Annotated in this window: 16 protein-coding genes; 10 read left to right on the forward strand and 6 right to left on the reverse strand. The window is 74.3% G+C overall.

The window, feature by feature from the left end; all coding sequences use genetic code 11:
• The first annotated feature begins 19 nt into the window (after positions 1 to 19).
• Positions 20 to 787 carry a class I SAM-dependent methyltransferase gene (locus AB0K65_RS19105; protein WP_365717945.1) on the forward strand — a complete coding sequence of 256 codons (768 nt, stop codon included), beginning with the start codon at positions 20 to 22 and terminating at the stop codon, positions 785 to 787.
• A 39-nt stretch (positions 788 to 826) separates the two neighbouring features.
• Here the strand turns inward: AB0K65_RS19105 and AB0K65_RS19110 are convergent, their stop codons facing one another.
• The 3 genes from AB0K65_RS19110 to AB0K65_RS19120 form a co-directional block, all read right to left on the reverse strand.
• Positions 827 to 2638, reverse strand: a complete 1812-nt coding sequence (locus tag AB0K65_RS19110; protein ID WP_365717947.1) for a serine/threonine-protein kinase — start codon at positions 2636 to 2638, stop codon at positions 827 to 829.
• Between the two features lie 105 nt (positions 2639 to 2743).
• Positions 2744 to 4393, reverse strand: a complete 1650-nt coding sequence (locus AB0K65_RS19115; protein WP_365717949.1) for an FAD-dependent oxidoreductase — start codon at positions 4391 to 4393, stop codon at positions 2744 to 2746.
• Between the two features lie 69 nt (positions 4394 to 4462).
• Positions 4463 to 5377, reverse strand: coding sequence for a diiron oxygenase (locus tag AB0K65_RS19120; protein ID WP_365717951.1), 915 nt, complete (start codon positions 5375 to 5377; stop codon positions 4463 to 4465).
• Between the two features lie 278 nt (positions 5378 to 5655).
• On the opposite strand from AB0K65_RS19120, the gene AB0K65_RS19125 reads away from it, so the two are divergent.
• Entirely contained in the window at positions 5656 to 6006 is a 351-nt protein-coding gene (locus tag AB0K65_RS19125; protein ID WP_365717953.1) for an STAS domain-containing protein, read from the forward strand.
• Positions 6007 to 6175: 169 nt separating this feature from the next.
• A complete protein-coding gene (locus AB0K65_RS19130; RefSeq protein ID WP_365717955.1) occupies positions 6176 to 6970 on the forward strand; it encodes a VOC family protein in 795 nt (264 codons plus the stop codon).
• Positions 6971 to 7085: 115 nt separating this feature from the next.
• On the opposite strand, the gene AB0K65_RS19135 is transcribed toward AB0K65_RS19130, so the two are convergent.
• The 3 genes from AB0K65_RS19135 to AB0K65_RS19145 form a co-directional block, all read right to left on the reverse strand.
• Positions 7086 to 9173 carry a SpoIIE family protein phosphatase gene (locus AB0K65_RS19135; RefSeq protein WP_365717980.1) on the reverse strand — a complete coding sequence of 696 codons (2088 nt, stop codon included), beginning with the start codon at positions 9171 to 9173 and terminating at the stop codon, positions 7086 to 7088.
• A 306-nt stretch (positions 9174 to 9479) separates the two neighbouring features.
• Positions 9480 to 9875, reverse strand: coding sequence for a DUF2267 domain-containing protein (locus tag AB0K65_RS19140; protein ID WP_365717958.1), 396 nt, complete (start codon positions 9873 to 9875; stop codon positions 9480 to 9482).
• 60 nt (positions 9876 to 9935) lie between these two features.
• Positions 9936 to 10160 (reverse strand): hypothetical protein, encoded by a 225-nt coding sequence (locus AB0K65_RS19145; protein WP_365717960.1) that lies wholly within the window; start codon positions 10158 to 10160, stop codon positions 9936 to 9938.
• Between the two features lie 270 nt (positions 10161 to 10430).
• Here AB0K65_RS19145 and AB0K65_RS19150 point away from each other — a divergent pair, with 270 nt between their 5' ends.
• From AB0K65_RS19150 to AB0K65_RS19180, 7 genes are all read left to right on the forward strand, one after another.
• The gene (locus AB0K65_RS19150; RefSeq protein WP_365717962.1) at positions 10431 to 11627 is read left to right on the forward strand and encodes a PLP-dependent aminotransferase family protein; all 1197 of its coding nucleotides are present in this window, start codon (positions 10431 to 10433) and stop codon (positions 11625 to 11627) included.
• 164 nt (positions 11628 to 11791) lie between these two features.
• Positions 11792 to 11977, forward strand: coding sequence for a DUF6381 family protein (locus AB0K65_RS19155; RefSeq protein WP_365717964.1), 186 nt, complete (start codon positions 11792 to 11794; stop codon positions 11975 to 11977).
• A 162-nt stretch (positions 11978 to 12139) separates the two neighbouring features.
• Complete coding sequence (locus AB0K65_RS19160) at positions 12140 to 12907, forward strand: NPP1 family protein (protein ID WP_365717966.1); 768 nt, start codon at positions 12140 to 12142, stop codon at positions 12905 to 12907.
• A 277-nt stretch (positions 12908 to 13184) separates the two neighbouring features.
• Positions 13185 to 15992 carry a hypothetical protein gene (locus AB0K65_RS19165; protein WP_365717968.1) on the forward strand — a complete coding sequence of 936 codons (2808 nt, stop codon included), beginning with the start codon at positions 13185 to 13187 and terminating at the stop codon, positions 15990 to 15992.
• A gap of 123 nt (positions 15993 to 16115) precedes the next feature.
• Positions 16116 to 16688 (forward strand): VanZ family protein, encoded by a 573-nt coding sequence (locus tag AB0K65_RS19170; RefSeq protein ID WP_365717970.1) that lies wholly within the window; start codon positions 16116 to 16118, stop codon positions 16686 to 16688.
• Positions 16689 to 16769: 81 nt separating this feature from the next.
• A complete protein-coding gene (locus tag AB0K65_RS19175; RefSeq protein ID WP_365717972.1) occupies positions 16770 to 17351 on the forward strand; it encodes a DUF6328 family protein in 582 nt (193 codons plus the stop codon).
• 169 nt (positions 17352 to 17520) lie between these two features.
• Positions 17521 to 17700, forward strand: a complete 180-nt coding sequence (locus tag AB0K65_RS19180; RefSeq protein ID WP_365717974.1) for a hypothetical protein — start codon at positions 17521 to 17523, stop codon at positions 17698 to 17700.
• Positions 17701 to 17781 lie beyond the last annotated feature (81 nt).

A 17781-nucleotide genomic window follows, 5' to 3' on the forward strand; every position in this document is an offset into this window, starting at 1 on the left:
GGCCGGGCAGAATGGCCGGATGACACGGCGATCGTTCGAGGAACTGGTGGCGGAGGCCGACACGGTCTCCGTGGACGGGTGGGACTTCTCCTGGCTCGACGGGAGGGCCACCGAGGAGCGGCCGTCCTGGGGCTACCAGCGGTTGATGGGTGAGCGCCTGGCCCGTGCCACGGCGGCGCTCGACATCCAGACCGGAGGCGGGGAGGTCCTCGCCGGCGTCCCCGTCCTGCCGAGGACGATGGTGGCGACGGAGTCCTGGCCGCCCAACGTCGCCAAGGCCACCGCGCTGCTCCACCCGCGCGGAGCGGTGGTGGTGGCCGACCCGGACGAGCCGCCGCTGCCCTTCGCGGACGGGGCCTTCGACCTCGTCGTGAGCCGGCATCCCGTGAAGGCGTGGTGGGGGGAGATCGCCCGTGTGCTCGGTCCGGGCGGCGTCTACCTCTCCCAGCACGTCGGGCCGGCGAGCGTGTTCGAACTCGTCGAGTACTTCCTGGGGCCACAGCCCGAGGAGGTGCGGCGGGGCCGGCACCCGGACGACGCCGCGGCCGAGGCGGAGGCCGCGGGCCTGGAGGTCGTCGACGTCCGCTCGGAGCGGTTGCGCACCGAGTTCCTCGACATCGGCGCCGTCGTCTACTTCCTGCGCAAGGTGATCTGGATGGTGCCCGGCTTCACCGTCGAGGCGTACCGCGACCGGCTGCGCGCGCTGCACGACCGGATCGAGTCGGACGGGCCCTTCGTGGCCCACACGGCGCGCTTCCTCATCGAGGCCCGCAAGCCCGCCCCGTAGGGCGGGCCCGCGGCCGGTCCCGGTGGTGCCCCGGAGGGGTCAGCCGCCGGAGGCGACGGCGTTGCGCCAGACGGTCACGTCCAGGGTCAGATAGGTGCTGGGCGAGTCCTCGGCGGAGAAGCCCCTCACCGTGACGAGCCCCAGGTGGCCGGTGCCGGTCGTGACGCACACCTGGCGGCCCTCGGAGAGCTTGTTGACGTAGACGTCCTTGGTGAACCGGGTCTCCGCGCGGCAGGTGGCGAGCGAACCCTCCTGGTCGGGGTCGAGCAGCACCAGGTTCCCGTCCTGGCTCTCGGCGTCCAGATAGCCACCGGTGTCGTACGACAGTTCGTAGCCGCCGTCCTCGCCGATCTGGGGACGCAGGCTGCCGTCCCCGAGGGTCAGGTGGTATCCGGCCGTCAGGTCGATGCCCTTGTGGACGTCGGGCTTCGGGTCGGGCCTTGCGGTCGGCTCGGTCCCGACGGTCTGCCCGCCGCCCTTGCCCGCCCCGGTCCCCGGCGGTGTCCCGCCGCCCTGGGCCGTCTCGCGACCCTCGTCCTTGAGCAGGGCGTACGCCGTCACGCCGCCGACGAGACCGAAGACGAGCGCCGCGGCGAGCGCGATGGCCGCCGTCCTGCCGCCCGTGTTCCGCGCGGCGGGGGGCGGTGCGTAGAGGGGCGGCCGGCTCCGGCTCCGCCCCGGTGCCAGGGGTGCCGGCTGCCCCGGATGGGCCGCCTGGGTCGGCGCGTAGGCGTGCGCGTACCCGGCCGGGGGAGGGGCGCAGCGGGCGGGGGCCGGTGAAGGGGGCGGGGGCTGGTGCTGGTGCGCCACGGGCGGGCCGTAGCCGGGGGGAGGGCCGGCCGGACCGGCCGGACCGGCCTGCACGGTGGGCGAGTACGCGGCGGACGTCGGCGCAACCGTGGGCGGCGGCGGGGTCTGTACGGGCGCGGGGGCCGCCGCGCGTACGGTGATGTCGGCGGCGACCGCGCCCGGGAGCCAGTCCTCGGGGCGGCGCAGCACCGTCTCGGCGTTGGCGGACTGGCACAGGGCGATGACCTCGGCGATGGCCGGCCTTGCCTCGGGGTCCTTGGCGAGACAGCGGGTCACCAGCTCCCGCAGCCGGCCGGGCACCGCGCCGAGGTCGGGCTCCTCGTGGACGATGCGGTAGAGCACGCCGTGGGAGGTGCCCTCGCCGAAGGCCGGGGTCCCGGTCGCCGCGTACGCCGCCACCTGGCCGAGCGCGAAGATGTCGGTGGCCGGGGTGACCCTGCGGCCCGCCGCCTGCTCGGGCGCCATGAAGGACGGCGTGCCGATGGTGACCCCGCTGCCGGTGAGCGACGTCGCGTCGGCGGCGTAGGCGATGCCGAAGTCGATGACGCGGGGTCCGTCGGCCGCGAGGAGCACGTTGGACGGCTTGAGGTCGCGGTGCACGATGCCCGCGCCGTGGATGACCTGCAGCGCCTCGGCCATGCCGGCGATCAGCAGCAGGACCGTCTCGACGGGCAGCGCGCCGTGCGCGACGACCGCGTCGGCGAGCGAGGGGCCCGGGACGTACGCGGTGGCCAGCCACGGGTGCGTGCCGTCGGTGTCGGCGTCGATGACGGGCGCGGTGAACAGGCCCTGCACGCGCTGCGCCGACTGCACCTCCTGGGCGAACCGGCGCCGGAACTCGGGGTCTTCGCCGAACTCGGGCCGGATCACCTTGATCGCGACGGGCCGGCCGCCGGGTGTGTACGACAGGTACACCTTGCCCATGCCGCCCGCGCCGAGTCTGGCCGCGATGCGGTATCCGGCGATCGTCGCCGGATCGTCTCCCCCGAGGGGCTGGAAGACCTGCGGGGCGCTGCCCCGGTCCGGCTGCTGACCGCTCATCAACTCGTGTCCCCCGTACCGCGCGCCGATATCGAACGGCACCCTATCCAAGGCCGGGGCCCCGCGCCCCCGGCCAAGGGTGCGAGGCACCTCCTTCGGGGCGCCTCAGCCGCGCAGCCGTCCGCGGGTGCCCTTCGCAGCCGCCACCAGTTCGGGAAGGGTGCCGAGCTTGACCCGAGGGCGGCCGTCCGCGCGGCCACGGGCCAGCTCGGCGCGGTCGATGGCGGCGAGCCCCCGCGCGTCGACGACGTGACGGGCCCGGCTCCTGGCCAGGCGCCGGAACGCCCGCGCGGTCCGGGTGGCCGGGGGAAGGGCGCCGGCCACCGCGTCGGCCAGGAGCGTACCGACGGTCTCCGCGGCGCAGCCCCGGTTGGCACCGATACCGCCCGAGGGGCCGCGCTTGATCCAGCCGACGACGTACGTCCCGGGGAGTCCGGTCACCCGGCCCCGCTCGTGGGGCACGGTGCCGGTCGCCTCGTCGAAGGGGAGTCCCGCCACCGGCACACCGCGGTAGCCCACCGCCCGCAGGAGCATGCCCGCCGGGATGACGCGTTCCGCCTGGCGGTCCGTCACCCGTACGTCCGTGACCGCGCTCTCGCCCAGGATCTCCAGCGGCGCCGAGTGGAAGCGGAGGACGAGGCGCCGCCCCGGCGCCGGAGGCCGGGACCAGTCCACCGCCGTGCGGGTCACGCCGCGCAGCAGGGCGGCCTTGTCGCCGTCCTCGGCGGCGTCGATCGCCGCGCCGGTCCGCGGATCGTGGTCGTCCACGACCAGGTCCACCCCGGGCAGATGCCGGAGCGCGAGCGCCTCCGACGCGGTGTACGCCGCGTGCTCGGGGCCGCGCCGGCCCAGCAGCACCACCTCGCGCACCCTGGAGGCGCGCAGGGCCGCGAGCGCGTGGTCGGCGATGTCGGTGCGGGCGAGGGTCGCCGGGTCCATGACGAGGAGGCGGGCCACGTCGAGGGCGACGTTGCCGTTCCCGACCACCACGACCCGCTCGGCCGAGAGGTCGACCGCGTCGGGCGCGGCCTCGGGGTGGGCGTTGTACCAGGAGACGAACGCGGTCGCCGAGACGCTGCCTGCGAGGTCCTCGCCGGGGATGCCGAGCCTGCGGTCGGCGCGGGCGCCGACGGCGTAGATCACCGCGTCGTGGTGGGCGGCGAGCTCCTCGGCGGTGACGTCCCTGCCGACCTCCACCCCCAGATGCATCCGCACCCGGGGATGGGTGTGGAAGCGTGCGAAGGCGTCCCCCACCTTCCTGGTCGCGGGGTGGTCCGGCGCCACGCCGTACCGCACGAGCCCGCCGGCCACCGGCAGCCGGTCGACGAGCGTGACCTCGGCGTTGGTGTGCAGGAGCAGGTCCTCGGCGGCGTACATGCCGGCCGGTCCCGTGCCGACGACCGCGACCCGGATCGGCGCGAAGTCGGACGGCAGGCTCCGCTCGAAGGTGGGGCCGCCCCAGGCGTGGAAGGTGGGACCCGCGTCCACGGGCTCGGGGTCCTTGTCCGCGAAGTACGCCGCGTTGATCGCGGCGTACTCCTTCTGCGGCCCCGACAGGCTGTCCACCGGGAAGATCGCGTCGACCGGGCAGGCGTCGGCGCAGGCGCCGCAGTCGATGCACGTCTTCGGGTCGACGTGGAGCATCTCCGTACTGCCGAACGCGCGCTCCTGCGGGGTCGGGTGGATGCAGTTGACGGGGCACACCGCGACACAGGTGGCGTCGCTGCAGCAGGTCTGGGTGATGGCGTAGGTCATCTCGTCATCCGTCGGCTCGGGTCGTCGTCGGGGGCGGTGGGGTCGTGCGGGCGGTCGGCCCGGGCCGGGTCAGATCAGGTGGGCGCGCTTGTAGAAGGCCAGCGCCGGCCTGGTGAGCAGGCGGGCGGACGCCAGGAACTCCATGAGTCCCGAACAGCTGGACCGCATGAGGGACTTGTGGTGCTCGTTGGCCTTCGCCTCGGCGAGGGCGCGCCGCGCGTCGAGGCCGGCGTTCGCGTAGACGTCGCGGTTCACCATGCTGGTGACGATGAAGTACGAGGCGACCGCGATGACGAAGGCGTGGATCTGCCGGCGCACCGGACCGGCGTGCCGGAGGCGCTTGCGGGTCTCGTCGCGGGCGAACTTCATGTGCCGCGACTCCTCCACCACGTGGATGTTGTTGATGGTGCGGACGAACGGCACCACCCGCTCGTCGCGCATCCAGTCGCGCTGCATGACGTCGAGGACCTCCTCGGCGACCAGGATCGCGGCGTACGCCGCCTCGCCGAACGCGAGCGTCTTGAAGGCCCGGCCGAGTTCGACGACCATCCGGGGCGGCCGGTAGGCGGGCGCACCGAGCTTCGCGGCGCCGCGGGCGAACATGATGGAGTGCCGGCACTCGTCGGCGATCTCGGTGAGAGCCCACTGGAAGCGCGGGTCCGTGGGGTCCTTGGTGTACATGTCGCGCAGGACCATGTGCTGCAGGATCATCTCGAACCAGATGCCGGTGCTGGCCACCGAGGCGGCTTCCTGCCGCGTCAGCTCCTTGCGCTGCGCGTCGGTCAGTTCGTTCCAGTACGCCGTGCCGTAGAGGGTGCTCCACTCGGGGCTCGCGCCGTGGAAGTCCTTGTCGAGGGGGGTGTCCCAGTCCACCTCGACCGCCGGGTCGTACGACAGTTTCGCGGCCGAATCGAGCAGTCGCCGGGCGACGTCCTGCTCGAGGCGCAGGTCCTCGTTCCCCGGCCGGACGGTGCTGCTTGTCATGCTGCGGCTCCCTTGACTCGAGAGATCGGCGAATGCCATCGCACTTGTTAGATGTCGCATCTAGCAAGCTGTTAGACGGAACGTATAACAAGGCCCCCGGGTCGGCCTACCCCTCGGTAGGAAATCCGCGCGAACTCTTCACGGCCGGCGCCGCGAGCCGGCCCGGACGGCTCCGTCATCTGTCCGATGACGCCCTGTTTGTCGTCGTTTGGATGACGTGCTAGAACGGAGACACCACCGCGCACGACCACGGCCGGCCGGAGCGAAAGGCCACGACCATGGACACCGCACCCGCGCTGAAGACCGCGCTCACCCGGAGCGGCTCCCGCACCACCGTGACCGTCGCGGGCGAGATCGACATCGACACGGTGGCCGAGCTGCGCCAGGCCCTCGCGACCGCGCTCTCGGACGGCGCGCGCCTGATCGACGTCGACTTCACGGACGTGGCCTTCTGCGACTGCACGGGCCTCGCCGTCCTGCTCCGGGCCGGCCGGTACGCCCGTGCCCGAGGGGCCTCGCTGCGCGTCGTCAACGTCACGTCCTCACTGGTCCAGCGCCTCTTCGTGACCACGAGGACCGCGGACGTCCTGAGCGGCCCTCCGTCCGCCCGGCCCCTGACGCCCTCGTGACGACAGCCGGCCCGGGCGGGCATGGGAAGCCCCCACGGGGGCACGGGCGAGGCAGGCGACGCGAGTGGGGCACCAAGGGCGGACGGGGCAGCCGATGCATACCGATTGCCCGGGACCCGAGGCGGACTGGGTGCCCGTGCGACGCACGGGTGACGGAAGGAGGCAGGGCATGGTGGTGAGGGCCGCGGAGGTGCCGGGCGCGCCGTGCTGGCTGAGCCTCGTGGCGCGGGACCTGCGGGCGGCGGAGGACTTCTACGGCGCGGTCCTCGGCTGGACCTTCCGGCAGGGCAGCTTCGGGCGGGCCTTCTCCGTCGCCGAGCGCGACGGGGTGCCCGTCGCGGGCATCGGCGCCGTCGCCGGACAGCTGGCCGTCCCGGTGGCCTGGACGGCGTACTTCGCGGTCGACGACGCCGACGCGGCCGTCGCCCGGGTGCGCGAGCGAGGCGGGACGATCGGGGTGGGCCCCGTCTCCTATCCGCCGCGCGGCAGGGCCGCCCTGGTGGCCGACCGGGAAGGAGCGGTCTTCGGCATCTGGGAGGGAGGAGTCCACTCGGACTGGCGTGTCGGCGAGGGATCGGCCCCCGCGTGGCTGGAGCTGCACACCGGGAACGCCTTCGACGCCGCGGTCTTCTACGGCGAGGTGCTCGGATGGGGCGAGCCCCAGGACCACGGCTGCGACGTGTTCTACGAAGAGGACCAGGTCGTCCTGCGACGCGCCGGTGAACCCGTCGCGCGGCTCAACAGCGGGCCGGTCGAGGCGGGTGCGCCCAAGCCGCAGCGCCGTCCCCGCTGGCTCGTCCACTTCAAGGTCCGGGACCTCGACGCGGCGAGGGCGGTGGCCGTCGACCGCGGCGGAAGCGTCGTCAGCGGCGCCGACACCGAGTGGGGCGACGGGCGGAGGGCCACCCTGCGGGACCCCGAAGGAGCCCTGTTCACCCTCGACGAGTCGCCCGACGGGGTGTGACGCCGCCCCTGTGGCCGGGCCGGCCGCGGTGGACGCTCCCGGGGACGCGCCAACCGCTCGCCCGCCCGACGCGCCCGGGAACGCCCACCCCGGCCGGCCCGCTCCTCGGGGAGGGTCATCCCGCGCCGCCTTGCGTCCGGAGGAGCAGCAGGGCGATGTCGTCCGTGCGGTCCCGCGCCGGGCGCACCTGCCGCAGCAGCGTGTCGATGACGAGGTCCAGGTCCGAGTCGGCGGCCCGGGACAGGCACGCGGAGAGGCGGGCGACGGACTCGTCGCTGTCGGTGCCCGGCGTCTCGACGAGACCGTCGGTGTAGAAGGCCAGCACGAGCCCGGGCGTCAGCGGGATGTCGGCGACGGGGTAGACCGCGTCGGGGTCGATGCCCAGGAGCGGGCCGGGTGTGATCTCCAGGGGAGCCGTACGGCCGTCCGGCTGCCGCAGGAGGGGCGGCGGATGGCCGGCGCTCGCGACCCGCAGATGACCCTCCGCGAAGTCCAGGTGGGCGTAGAGACAGCTGGTGAAGAGGCCGGGGTCGAGGTCGGTGAGCAGCCGGTTGGTCGCGGACAGGACGATGTCGGGAGCGGTGCCGAGCGTGGCGTGGGCGTGGACGCCCGCCCGCACCTGCCCCATCAGCGCGGCGGCGGCGACGTTGTGCCCCTGGACGTCGCCGATGACGGCCGCGGCGGCGCTGCCGCCGAGCCGGATCACGTCGTAGAAGTCGCCGCCGATGTCCATTCCCCGGGTGGCCGGAAGATACCGGGCGGCGACATCGAGGCCCGGGACCAGGGGAAGGGTGTGCGGCAGCAGCGCCTGCTGGAGGCCGTGGGCGAGCTGGTGCTTGATGTCGTAGAGCCGGGCGCGGTCCAGAGCCTGCGCGACGAGTCCGGCGAGCGAGGACATCAGCGCGCGCTCCTCGGCCGAGAACGCGTGGGGCTGGTCGTACGTCAGGACGCAGCAGCCGACCGCCCGGCCGGAGATGATCAGCGGCAGGAACGCCCATGCCTGCTTGCCGCTGACCGGGGCCGCCTCCGGGTAGATCCGCCGCAGCTCCTCGGGGTCGGCGAAGAACGAGGGGATGCCGGTCGAGAGCGTGCGCCCAGCCGGCGTGAACTCCGTGTCCATCGGCAGGCCGTCCAGACGCTCGATGGCCTCGGGGGGATAGCCGCGGTGCCCCGTGATCCGCAGCCGGCCGGCGTCCTCGGCGGACAGGACCAGGCCGTTCGCGCCGAAGGCCGGCATGATCTGGTCGGCGACCAGGTCGACGACGTCCTGGACGCCCACGACCTCGGTGAGGGCGGCGGCCAGGTGCATGAGCTGGTAGAGCTGCCCCGCGCGGGCGGGCGTGGCGGTACGCGTCGAACGCCGCGGGGCCGGTGAGGGCGGAGGCTGCGCGCCCGTGGGGACGATCCGCACGCTGATGCCGCTGGCGTCCGGATAGAGATGGAAGTCGAGCCAGCGGTCGGGCGGGCGGCAGGCCGTGAAGGAGACGGGTTCGCGGCTGATCACCGCCGCGCGGTAGCGGTCCTCGTAGGTCGGGTCGTCGAGCCACGGGAGGGACAGCCACGGCAGGGTTCCCAGCAGTTGCGCGGCGTCGCGGCCCAGCAGTTCGCACCCTCCGGAGGTGACGTAGCTGATGCGTCCTTCCAGGTCCAGCGAACAGGAACCGCCCGGCAGCCGCTCGGCGAAGTCGGCGGCCGCCCGGGCGGGGCCGGCGGGCCTGCCCCCGGCCTCCACCGGGATGACGCGGGGCGGCGCGGCGCCCCCCTCGACCGGTCCGCCGGACTCGAGGGCCTCGTCGAGGAGCCGGGCCAGGCGACGGCAGTGGGAGGCGATGTGGCCGCGTTCCCGGCGGCTCATGCGCGCGGGCCTGGTGGGCGGCCACATGAGCAGGAGTGACCCCCAGGGCCGACTGCCGGTGACCGGAGCGGCGGCGAGCGACAGCGGGTAGGGCAGCGCCATGGCCGTACGCGGGTAGAAGCGGGCCATCTCCTGCTGGCTGCCCACCCAGACCATGTGGTTCTCGCGCACGGCCTCGGCCACCGGGGCGGGGGCGTTCATCGGGACGCGTGCCCAAGGAGCGGCGAACTCCATCGGCGCGCCGCACAGCGTCTCCAGGTGCAGGACCCGCTCGTCCGGGTCCAGGAGATAGACGGCGCCGATCGACGCGCCGGTCTTGCGGGCCGCCTGCGCGAGCGCCTGGTCCAGCGCGGCGGCGGTCGGGTGTGCGGTGGGGGCGGCCGCACCCCCGGCCGTATCCGTGCCGTCGGCGGGATCCGCGGCGGCGTACCGGGGCGTCCCGTCCGCCGGACCGGCGGCGTCGTGCGGATCGGCGGCGTCGTGCGGATCCGTGCCGCCGGCCGCGTCCGCGCCATCCGCCCGATCGCTAGCATTCGTCACGGAGGCACCTCCAGCGTCGCGGCCGGTTTCCTCCCCGTCCCGCCGTCCCCACGGACCGCCGGACCCTTGGAGCCATTATCGCGCTCGGCGGCCCGCGGGCGGCGCCCGGCCCGATCAGACGGGCTGAGGACGACCGAAGAGCACGTCGTAGCCGACGGGCAGCTGGAGGAGGATCCGGCTCATCAGATCGTCTCCGGCCAGGTCGGCCACGACGCCGAGCACCGCACGGACGTCGGACGGCGCCGTCGTCTCGTCGGCCCCCTCGATCCACGCGGCCGTGGCCCGGACGAACCTCTCCGGCGGCAGCGGCTCACGTGCCTGGAGGGGGTTGAGCAGCACCGTCGCCACGGTCTCGGGGAGCCGCTCGGCCAGTTCGGACCGGACCTCGCCCACCAGATGGGCGCCGAGCAGGGCGAGCACGACACGGATGGCGCGTTCGGCCTCGTCCGGTGAGGCGTAGGCGCCGCGTTCCTGGACCTGACGCAGCAGCGCGTCCTCGTGCGCAGGCATGCTGACCTCCCACACGTCGGGATGCACATGTCGGACACCCTGCCTATATACCTCCGCGCGTCAGAGCTGACAACCACCGGCCGACGCCGGATCGGCGGTGTACGGCGAGGGCTCGGCCTCGTCGCCGAGGTAGCGGGGATCGTCGCCCTGGCGCAGGTCGAGCATGTCGAGGAGCCGCGCCAGATCGGCGGGTCCGGTGGCGCGCTGGGCGACGGCCAGCCGGGCGGCGCGTCGCTGGGCGGCCGTCGTCGAGGGGGCCCGGTCGTTGCCTTCTGCTCGCTCCATGAGCAGATCCGACCACGGCCCCGCCGCCCGCGCAGCCCGACGGGCGCCGCGCACGCGGCGGGGGCGGCGTCCGCTGGTCCGTCCGGCGGATCCGGCCCGGCGTCGCCGGCGCGGCCCGTGGCCGGCGGTCTCCGAGGTGTCAGCCGCGCGCGGGAGGCGCCGTTGCGGAGGCGCGTGCTCCGCCGGAGCGCCGACCAAGTCCACTGCTACGCAAGGGAGTAGAACCCGTGACACCCCGCCTCGGGGCGCCCGGCTCCGTATGATTGCATCATGCATCCTCTTGTCGCCGCCGCGCCCCTGCCTCCGACCGCCTCCCGATTCGCGGGAGTCGCCGCGTCGCCCGTACGGGAGATCCTGGCGCTCACCGCCCGCCCTGACGTCATCTCCTTCGCCGGCGGCCTTCCCGCCCCCGAACTCTTCGACGTCCCCGGCCTGCGCTCCGCCTACGACCGGGTCCTGACGGACAGCCCGGGGCGAGCCCTGCAGTACTCCACCACCGAGGGGGACGCGGATCTGCGTTCCGCCGTCGCCGAGCGGCTGACGGTGCGGGGCCTGCCCACGGAAGCCGACGACCTGGTGATCACCACCGGCTCCCAGCAGGCGCTCACGCTGATGGCCACCGCCCTGCTGGAGCCGGGCGCCGTCGTGCTGGTCGAGGACCCCTGTTATCTCGCCGCCCTGCAGACCTTCGGGTTCGCCGGCGCGCGTGTCGTCCCCGTGCCGACCGACGACGACGGGATCATCCCCGCCGCTCTGGAGGAGATCGCCGGACGGGAGCGGGTCACGATGCTGTACCTCATCCCCACCTTCCAGAACCCCACCGGCCGTACGCTGCCCGGGTCCCGCCGCGCCGCCGTCGCCGAGGCCGCGGCGCGCCACGGCTTCTGGATCGTCGAGGACGACCCGTACGGCGAACTGCGGTACGACGGTGACCCGGTGCAGTCGGTCGCCTTCCTCCCCGCGGCGGCCGACCGCACCGTCCTGCTCGGCTCGTTCTCCAAGGTCATGGCGCCGGGGCTGCGCCTGGGCCATCTGCGCGCGCCCGCCGCCCTGCGCCGCTCGTGCGTGATAGCCAAGCAGGCGGCCGACCTGCACACGTCCACCATCGATCAGGCGGCCGCCGCGCGTTATCTGCGCGACAGCGACCTGGACGCCCACATCGGGACGATGCGCACCGTCTACCGTGAGCGCCGGGACGCCCTGCTGGCCGGCCTTCCGGCGGCGCTGCCGGTGGGCAGCCGGTGGAACCGTCCCGAAGGCGGCATGTTCGTCTGGGTGAACCTCCCGGAGGGGTACGACGCCACGGAGTTGCTGACGACCGCCGTCGGCCACCGGGTCGCGTACGTGCCGGGGGCGCCGTTCTACTCGGGCGCACCCGACAAGGGGGCGGTGCGCCTCTCGTTCACGACGCACTCGCCCGAGGAGATCGGCGAGGGGCTGCTCCGGCTGGCGAGGGCCTTCGCCTGACGGCGGCGGCCCTCACCCGCGGGCGCGTGAGGGCGGCGGCCCTCACCCGCGGGCGCCCCCGCTGTCCTGGCGCGATGACGGTGGGTGACGCTCTGGGATGCGCGGGTGAACGGCCGCTGCTTCTCTGAGGGCATCCGCTCACCCCCCAGATCCCAGGAGTGATCATGAGCGTTGCAGGAGAGTCCGGCGGCCGCGTGCAGCAGCTGCGCCAGAAGGCGCAGGAGATGGAGCAGGCCGCCGACCGTGCCACCGACCCGGACGAGCGTCAGCGGCTCAAGGACCGGGCCCGCCGGCTCCAGGAGCAGAGCAAGCGCGAGGCGGAGATGGGCGGCATGACGGACCCCATGTGACGGCTCCGCGCCGGCCGGCCGGTGGCAGCCCCGCGGGGGGCCGCCACCGGCCGGCCGTCTGCCGGGGGAGCCCCCGGGGAGAACGGCTCGGGGATCGCGGTTCGACATTGCTGATATGGGCATGTCAGCCGCGACCCTGTCGTTCTCCTCAGGAGGCCCCGCTTGAAGACGAGTTCGCGGATCCGCAGACTGGCGTTCACCCTCGGCGCGTCCGTCACCCTGGTCCTCGCGGTACCCGGCAGCGCGCTCGCCGCGCCCCCACCGTCCCTGCCCGGCAACGCCGACGGGCTCGAGCAGACCTTCCAGCCCGCCTACGACTACGACACGGACGGCTGCTATCCCACCCCCGCCATCGGACCCGACGGGACCGTCAACGGCGGCCTCAAGCCGTCCGGCGCCGTCAACGGGCAGTGCCGCGACGCCGGGGACCTGCGCAACACCAACGGATACGCGCGCTCCGCGTGCAACAACGGCTGGTGCGCGATCATCTACGGCCTGTACTTCGAGAAGGACCAGGCGGTCGCCGGCAGCGGGCTCGGAGGCCACCGTCACGACTGGGAGCACGTCGTGGTGTGGGTGCAGGACGGCGTGGCCCGCTATGTCTCGACCTCCGCCCACGGCTCCTTCACCGTCCACGCGCGTGACCGGATCCGGTGGGACGGCACCCACCCCAAGATCGTCTACCACAAGGACGGCATCGGTACCCACTGCTTCCGCGCCGCGAACGGCAACGACGAGCCGCCCGAGAACCACGACCACGTCTGGCAGTTCCCCACCCTGGTCGGCTGGAACGGCTATCCCCCGACCGTGCGGGACAAGCTCGTCCAGGCCGACTTCGGCAGCGCCGTCTTCGGCCTGAAGGACGGCAACTTCGCCTCCCACCTCGCCAAGGCGAAGCCGCCCGCCGTCCCCTTCGACCCGTACGCCTGACGCGCCCCGCACCTGACGCGCCCTGTGCGGGGCGGGGGCCTCGCGGTCCCGCCCTCCGCACCGCGGCCGGCCGCCCCGCCACCGGCCGCCCGGGGCCGGACGGCGGTGAAGGAGCCCCGCCGCCCCGGGCCGGACGGCGGTGAAGGAGCCCCGCCGTCCCGCCCGGCCGCTTCCGCACCTCGCGCGTCACACCAGGCAACCCCCGCACGCCGGTTGCCCTCCTCCGAGGCGAAGGAGGCGCCCCGGGCGACTGCGGCGCGCCTCGACGTGACCGACGATGAGGACGACCGCTTTGATACGTGTCACACGCGCGGTGACCACGGCACTGGCGTTACTGGCGCTGACCGCCGCGGCGCCGGGACCGGCGCACGCCCAGCCGTCCCCCGGGCCCCGCACGACAGCGCCCCGGACCCCGTACCACGCCGAAAACCCGCCCGAGGGCTGGCGGTTCACCGGAACGGGCGCCGACAGGCAGCTCGTCTGGACCGCGCCCGAGCCGGTGCCCATGGGCGACGCCCGGATCGAGTTCCACGCCGGCGACCGTCCACTCGGCCGGCCGACCGCCTCGCGTGACCGGCGGACGTACCGGCTCACCCTCGGCGACACCCCGATCCGGACGGTCGCGGAGCTGCGCGTGACGGCCGGCGGCCGCCGCCTGGACGCGGCCGACGCCGAAGGCGCCCCCCGCCGTCCGTCCGCGCGTGCCCTGCCGCCCGCCACGCCCCGGGGGCAAGCGCCGGCCCACCCCGTCGACCCCGGACTCCCCGGCCGCTTCCGCACCGTCGGCGGTGAGTACACCCTCGACCCCGTGCGCCTGCCGGGCTTCCCCGCCCCCGTCGAGATGCGCGCCACCGTGGTCGGGCCGGCCGGCGCGCCCGGGCGGCGTCCGCTGGCGCTGTTCCTCCACGGCCGGCACGCGACCTGCTACACCACCGCCGGAGAGGTGACCGGCGACTGGCCGTGCGCGCCCGGCGCCCGGCCGGTCCCCAGCCACCAGGGCTATCTGCGGGCCCAACGGCTCCTGGCCTCGCAGGGATACGTGACGGTCTCCATCGCCGCCAACGGAATCAACGGCCAGGACCACCTCGCCGAGGACGGGGGAGCGCAGGCCCGCTCGTCGCTGGTACGGCTCCATCTGTCCCGCTGGGCGCAGTGGGCCGCCGGCCGCCCCGGCGCCCCGTCCGCCGTCCGCGCGGCCTCGCCCGCCGACCTGTCACGGGTGCTGCTCGTCGGCCACTCGCGCGGGGGCGAGGGCGTCAACCGGGCCGCGCTCGACAGCCTCTACCCGCCGCCCGCGGACCAGGACGGCCACCGGGGACCCGTGCGCTGGACCATCCGCGGCAACGTCCTCATCGGCCCCACCGTCTTCGGTCAGAACCCCGTCCCCGACGTCCCCTCCACCACGATCCTCCCCGGCTGCGACGGGGACGTCTCCGACCTCCAGGGCGAGATCTACGTCGACGGCACCCGAGGGGTCGGCCGCGGCGCCGCGCTGCACAGCGCGGTCTACATGGTCGGCGCCAACCACAACTTCTTCAACAGCGAGTGGACCCCGGGACAGGCCCAGGCACCGGCCGACGACGACTTCTGGTCCGACGACACCCCGGACCCGGTCTGCACGCCGGGGACGAGGACCCGGCTCACCGCCGAACGGCAGCAGGCCGCCGGCGCCACCTACATCGCCGCGTCGGCCCGGCTGTTCGTCGCCGGCGACGACCGGGTGCGTCCGCTGCTCGACGGTACGGGCCGGCGCGCCCCCTCCGCCGACCCCGCCCTGGTCCTCACCCACGCCGTCGGCGCCCACCGCACCCCGGCCTTCCTGCCCGGCCCCTCGGCCACCGTGTCCGGCGGCCGGACCTGCGCCCAGGTCCACCCCGACCCGGCCCGCGCCTGCCTTCCGCCGGACGCGGGCGGCCAGTCGCCGCACTTCGCCTCGTGGGAGACCTCGCCCGAGCCGGGCCGCGACGCGATCGCGATGCGGTGGACGAACGCGGGCGCCCCGACGGCGGTACGCGCCGCGCGCCCCTTCTCCCTCGCCGGCAGCGAAGCCCTGGCCCTGCGCGTGATCGTCCCGCCCGGCTCCACCGGCACGCGGCTCGACGTCGCCCTCGTCGACACCTCGGGCCGCCGTGCCCTGCTGGGCCGGGCCGGCGTCGACGGCCTCCCGGGCAGCGAGCGGACCGCCTCCCACTGGGCGCGCGAGATCCGCGTCCCGCTGTCCGCCGCCGCCCGGACCGGCCTCGACCTCACCCGGGTCACGACCCTCGAACTGACCCCGCGCAGCCGCGAAGGCCGGGCCTGGCTCATGGACGCCTGGGGGTGGCGCCCGGGCACCCCGGCGGTCCGCCCCGCCCTCATGCCCCGCGTCGACATCGGCCGCCTCACGGTCGACGAGGGGGACTCCGGAGTCCGGACCTACCGTGTCCCGGTGCGCGTCACCGGAAGCGGCAGCGGCCAGGTCCGCTTCTTCGTACCCCGGCCGGGCACGGACGAGGTCGTCCACCGGACCGTCACCGTCCGGCCGGGCGGCGGCTCCGTCGACGTGCCCTTCGCGGTCCGCGGCAACGACCGCTACGGCCACGACCGTTCGCAGGAGGTGTTCGTGAAGGCGGTGCGCGGTGCGGTCGTCGGTTCGCACCACGGCGGGGTGACCGCACGCGACGACGACCCCATGCCCACCGTCACCCTCACCCCGGTCGCGGACGACGTCACCGAAGGCAAGGCGCTGACCTGGAGGGTCACGCTCTCCTCCGCCGCCGACGCGGACGTCGCCGGCGAGCTCGCCCTGCTGCCCCTCGCCGGCGGCGCGGAGCTGTCCACCGCCGACGTCGACCGCCGCTGGCTGGAGGAGCTGTTCGGCGAGGCCCCCGATCCCGCCCGGCCGCTCTCCTCGGTCGTGGACCGGCCGTCCCTGCCGGTGACCGTCCCCGCGGGGCGGACGAGCACGGAGGTGACCGTCCCCACCGTCGCGGACCGGCTGAGGGAACCCGAGGAGCTCCTCCGCGGCCGCTTGATCACCTACGACGAGACCTGGGAGCCGCGTCCCGGACCGGAGTTCACCGGATCGGTGCGCGACGCCTCGTAACGCCCGTCGACCGCCCCGCCGTCGGCGCACGGACCCCACCGGGGAACCGTGCGCCGACGCGTGTCCGAACGTCCTTCCGGGGTACGCGCATCTTCCTGGAGCAGTACGGAGTTGGGGGGATTCATGACGCCGCGTATCGGATGGCGCCGCACCACGGCCGAGCAGCCGGAGCAAGCGACTCCACAGGCGCCCGCGGAGAAGGCGGAGGCCCCGCGAACCGGGCCGGGCCCCGTCATGCGCGTCCTCGTCACGGTCCTGGCCCTCGCGGCGATGGTGGCGTTCGGCGTCGTCCTCGCCCGGCTGACCCTCCAGCCGTCACCGGCCTCGGAGGTGCTCACCCATACGAACCTCCGGCCGGGCGACTCGATCCGGGCCTACCTCTCCCAGCCGGCTTTCCGCGACACCGTCAAGCAGCTCGGCGGAAACGTGCTCCTGGGCGTGCCCTTCGGCCTGCTGCTGCCGGTCGTGTCCCCGCGCACCCGCGGGTTCGTCCGCATCGCGCTGCTGACGGTGGTGACGATGCTCCTGGTCGAGCTGGTCCAGGGGGCCCTGATCACGGGACGCGCCTTCGACATCGACGACGTGCTGCTCAACACGGGTGGCGCCCTCCTCGGCTACGCCCTGGTGGGCCGCCGTCTGGGCAGGGCGGTGCACCCGCGGCGCAGGCGCCGGTGGTGGGCGCCGCGCCGCACCTGACCCGGGACGGGTACGACCCGACCCCCTACCGCGCTCCGGACGACGGGCGCGGCGAACCGATCTTCGCAGGAGGAGATGTCCATGGACGCCGGAAGGAACGGCGCGACGCCGACGGACGAGCGGCGCGAGGAGACGTACGGCGAGAGAGCCGGCGGCACGGCCGCAGTGCCCGGCCAGCGGGCCGACGACAGGCCGGACGGCCGGGCCGAGACGGAGGTCGAACGCGCGGACCGGCGCTGGCAGGAACTCATCCAGGAGATACGGGTCGCCCAGACCGGTGTGCAGATCCTCCTGGGATTCCTCCTCACGGTGGCCTTCACACCGCTGTTCCAGGGATTGGAGCAGACCGACAAGACGATCTACATCGTCACCGTCGTCCTCGGGTCCCTCGCCACCGGCGCTCTGATAGGACCGGTCCCGTTCCACCGGATCGTTTCCGGCCGGCGCATCAAGCCGCAGGCAGTCGTCTGGGCGTCCCGGCTGACCTTCACGGGACTGATCCTGCTCCTCGCGACCCTGACGTCGGCGCTGTTCCTCATCCTCAGGGTGGCCACCCACGACCCGTACGTGCCGTGGCTCGTCTCCGGCGTCCTGCTCTGGTACCTGCTCTGCTGGTTCGTGCTGCCGCTGTGGGTGCGCATCCGCTACACCAGCGGCGACTGAGGCCGCCACAGGTACGGGCGAGTCCTTTACCGGACGGCACCGGGTCCGCACCCGGTGCCGCGCCGACGGGCCGAGGGCGGCCACCGGTTCGGGTGAACCACCGTGTGACCGGCGCGGGGCGTGGAATGCGTCCCACACCAGTCCGCACCACACCACAGTGGAGGAACCCATGCGTCGCCTCGCCGTCACCGCCGTCCTCGCCCTCGCCGCGCTCTCCCTCGCGTCGGCCGTCCCCGCCGCCGCCGACGAGCGGGAGTGGGAGTACACCAGCAGCTTCGAGGTCCACGTCGGGGGCGTGCACATCGTCGAGAACGTCGACTACGAGGAGGAGTTCTCGACCGGGGAGTGAGGACCGGGGGCCGGCAACGGCCGGGGGGCCGACGGCGCCCACCCCGCACGGGGTGGGCGCAGAACGGAAGAGCGTCGGGGA

Source organism: Streptomyces sp. NPDC053755 (genome assembly GCF_040677675.1).
In the GTDB taxonomy this organism is placed as follows: domain Bacteria; phylum Actinomycetota; class Actinomycetes; order Streptomycetales; family Streptomycetaceae; genus Streptomyces.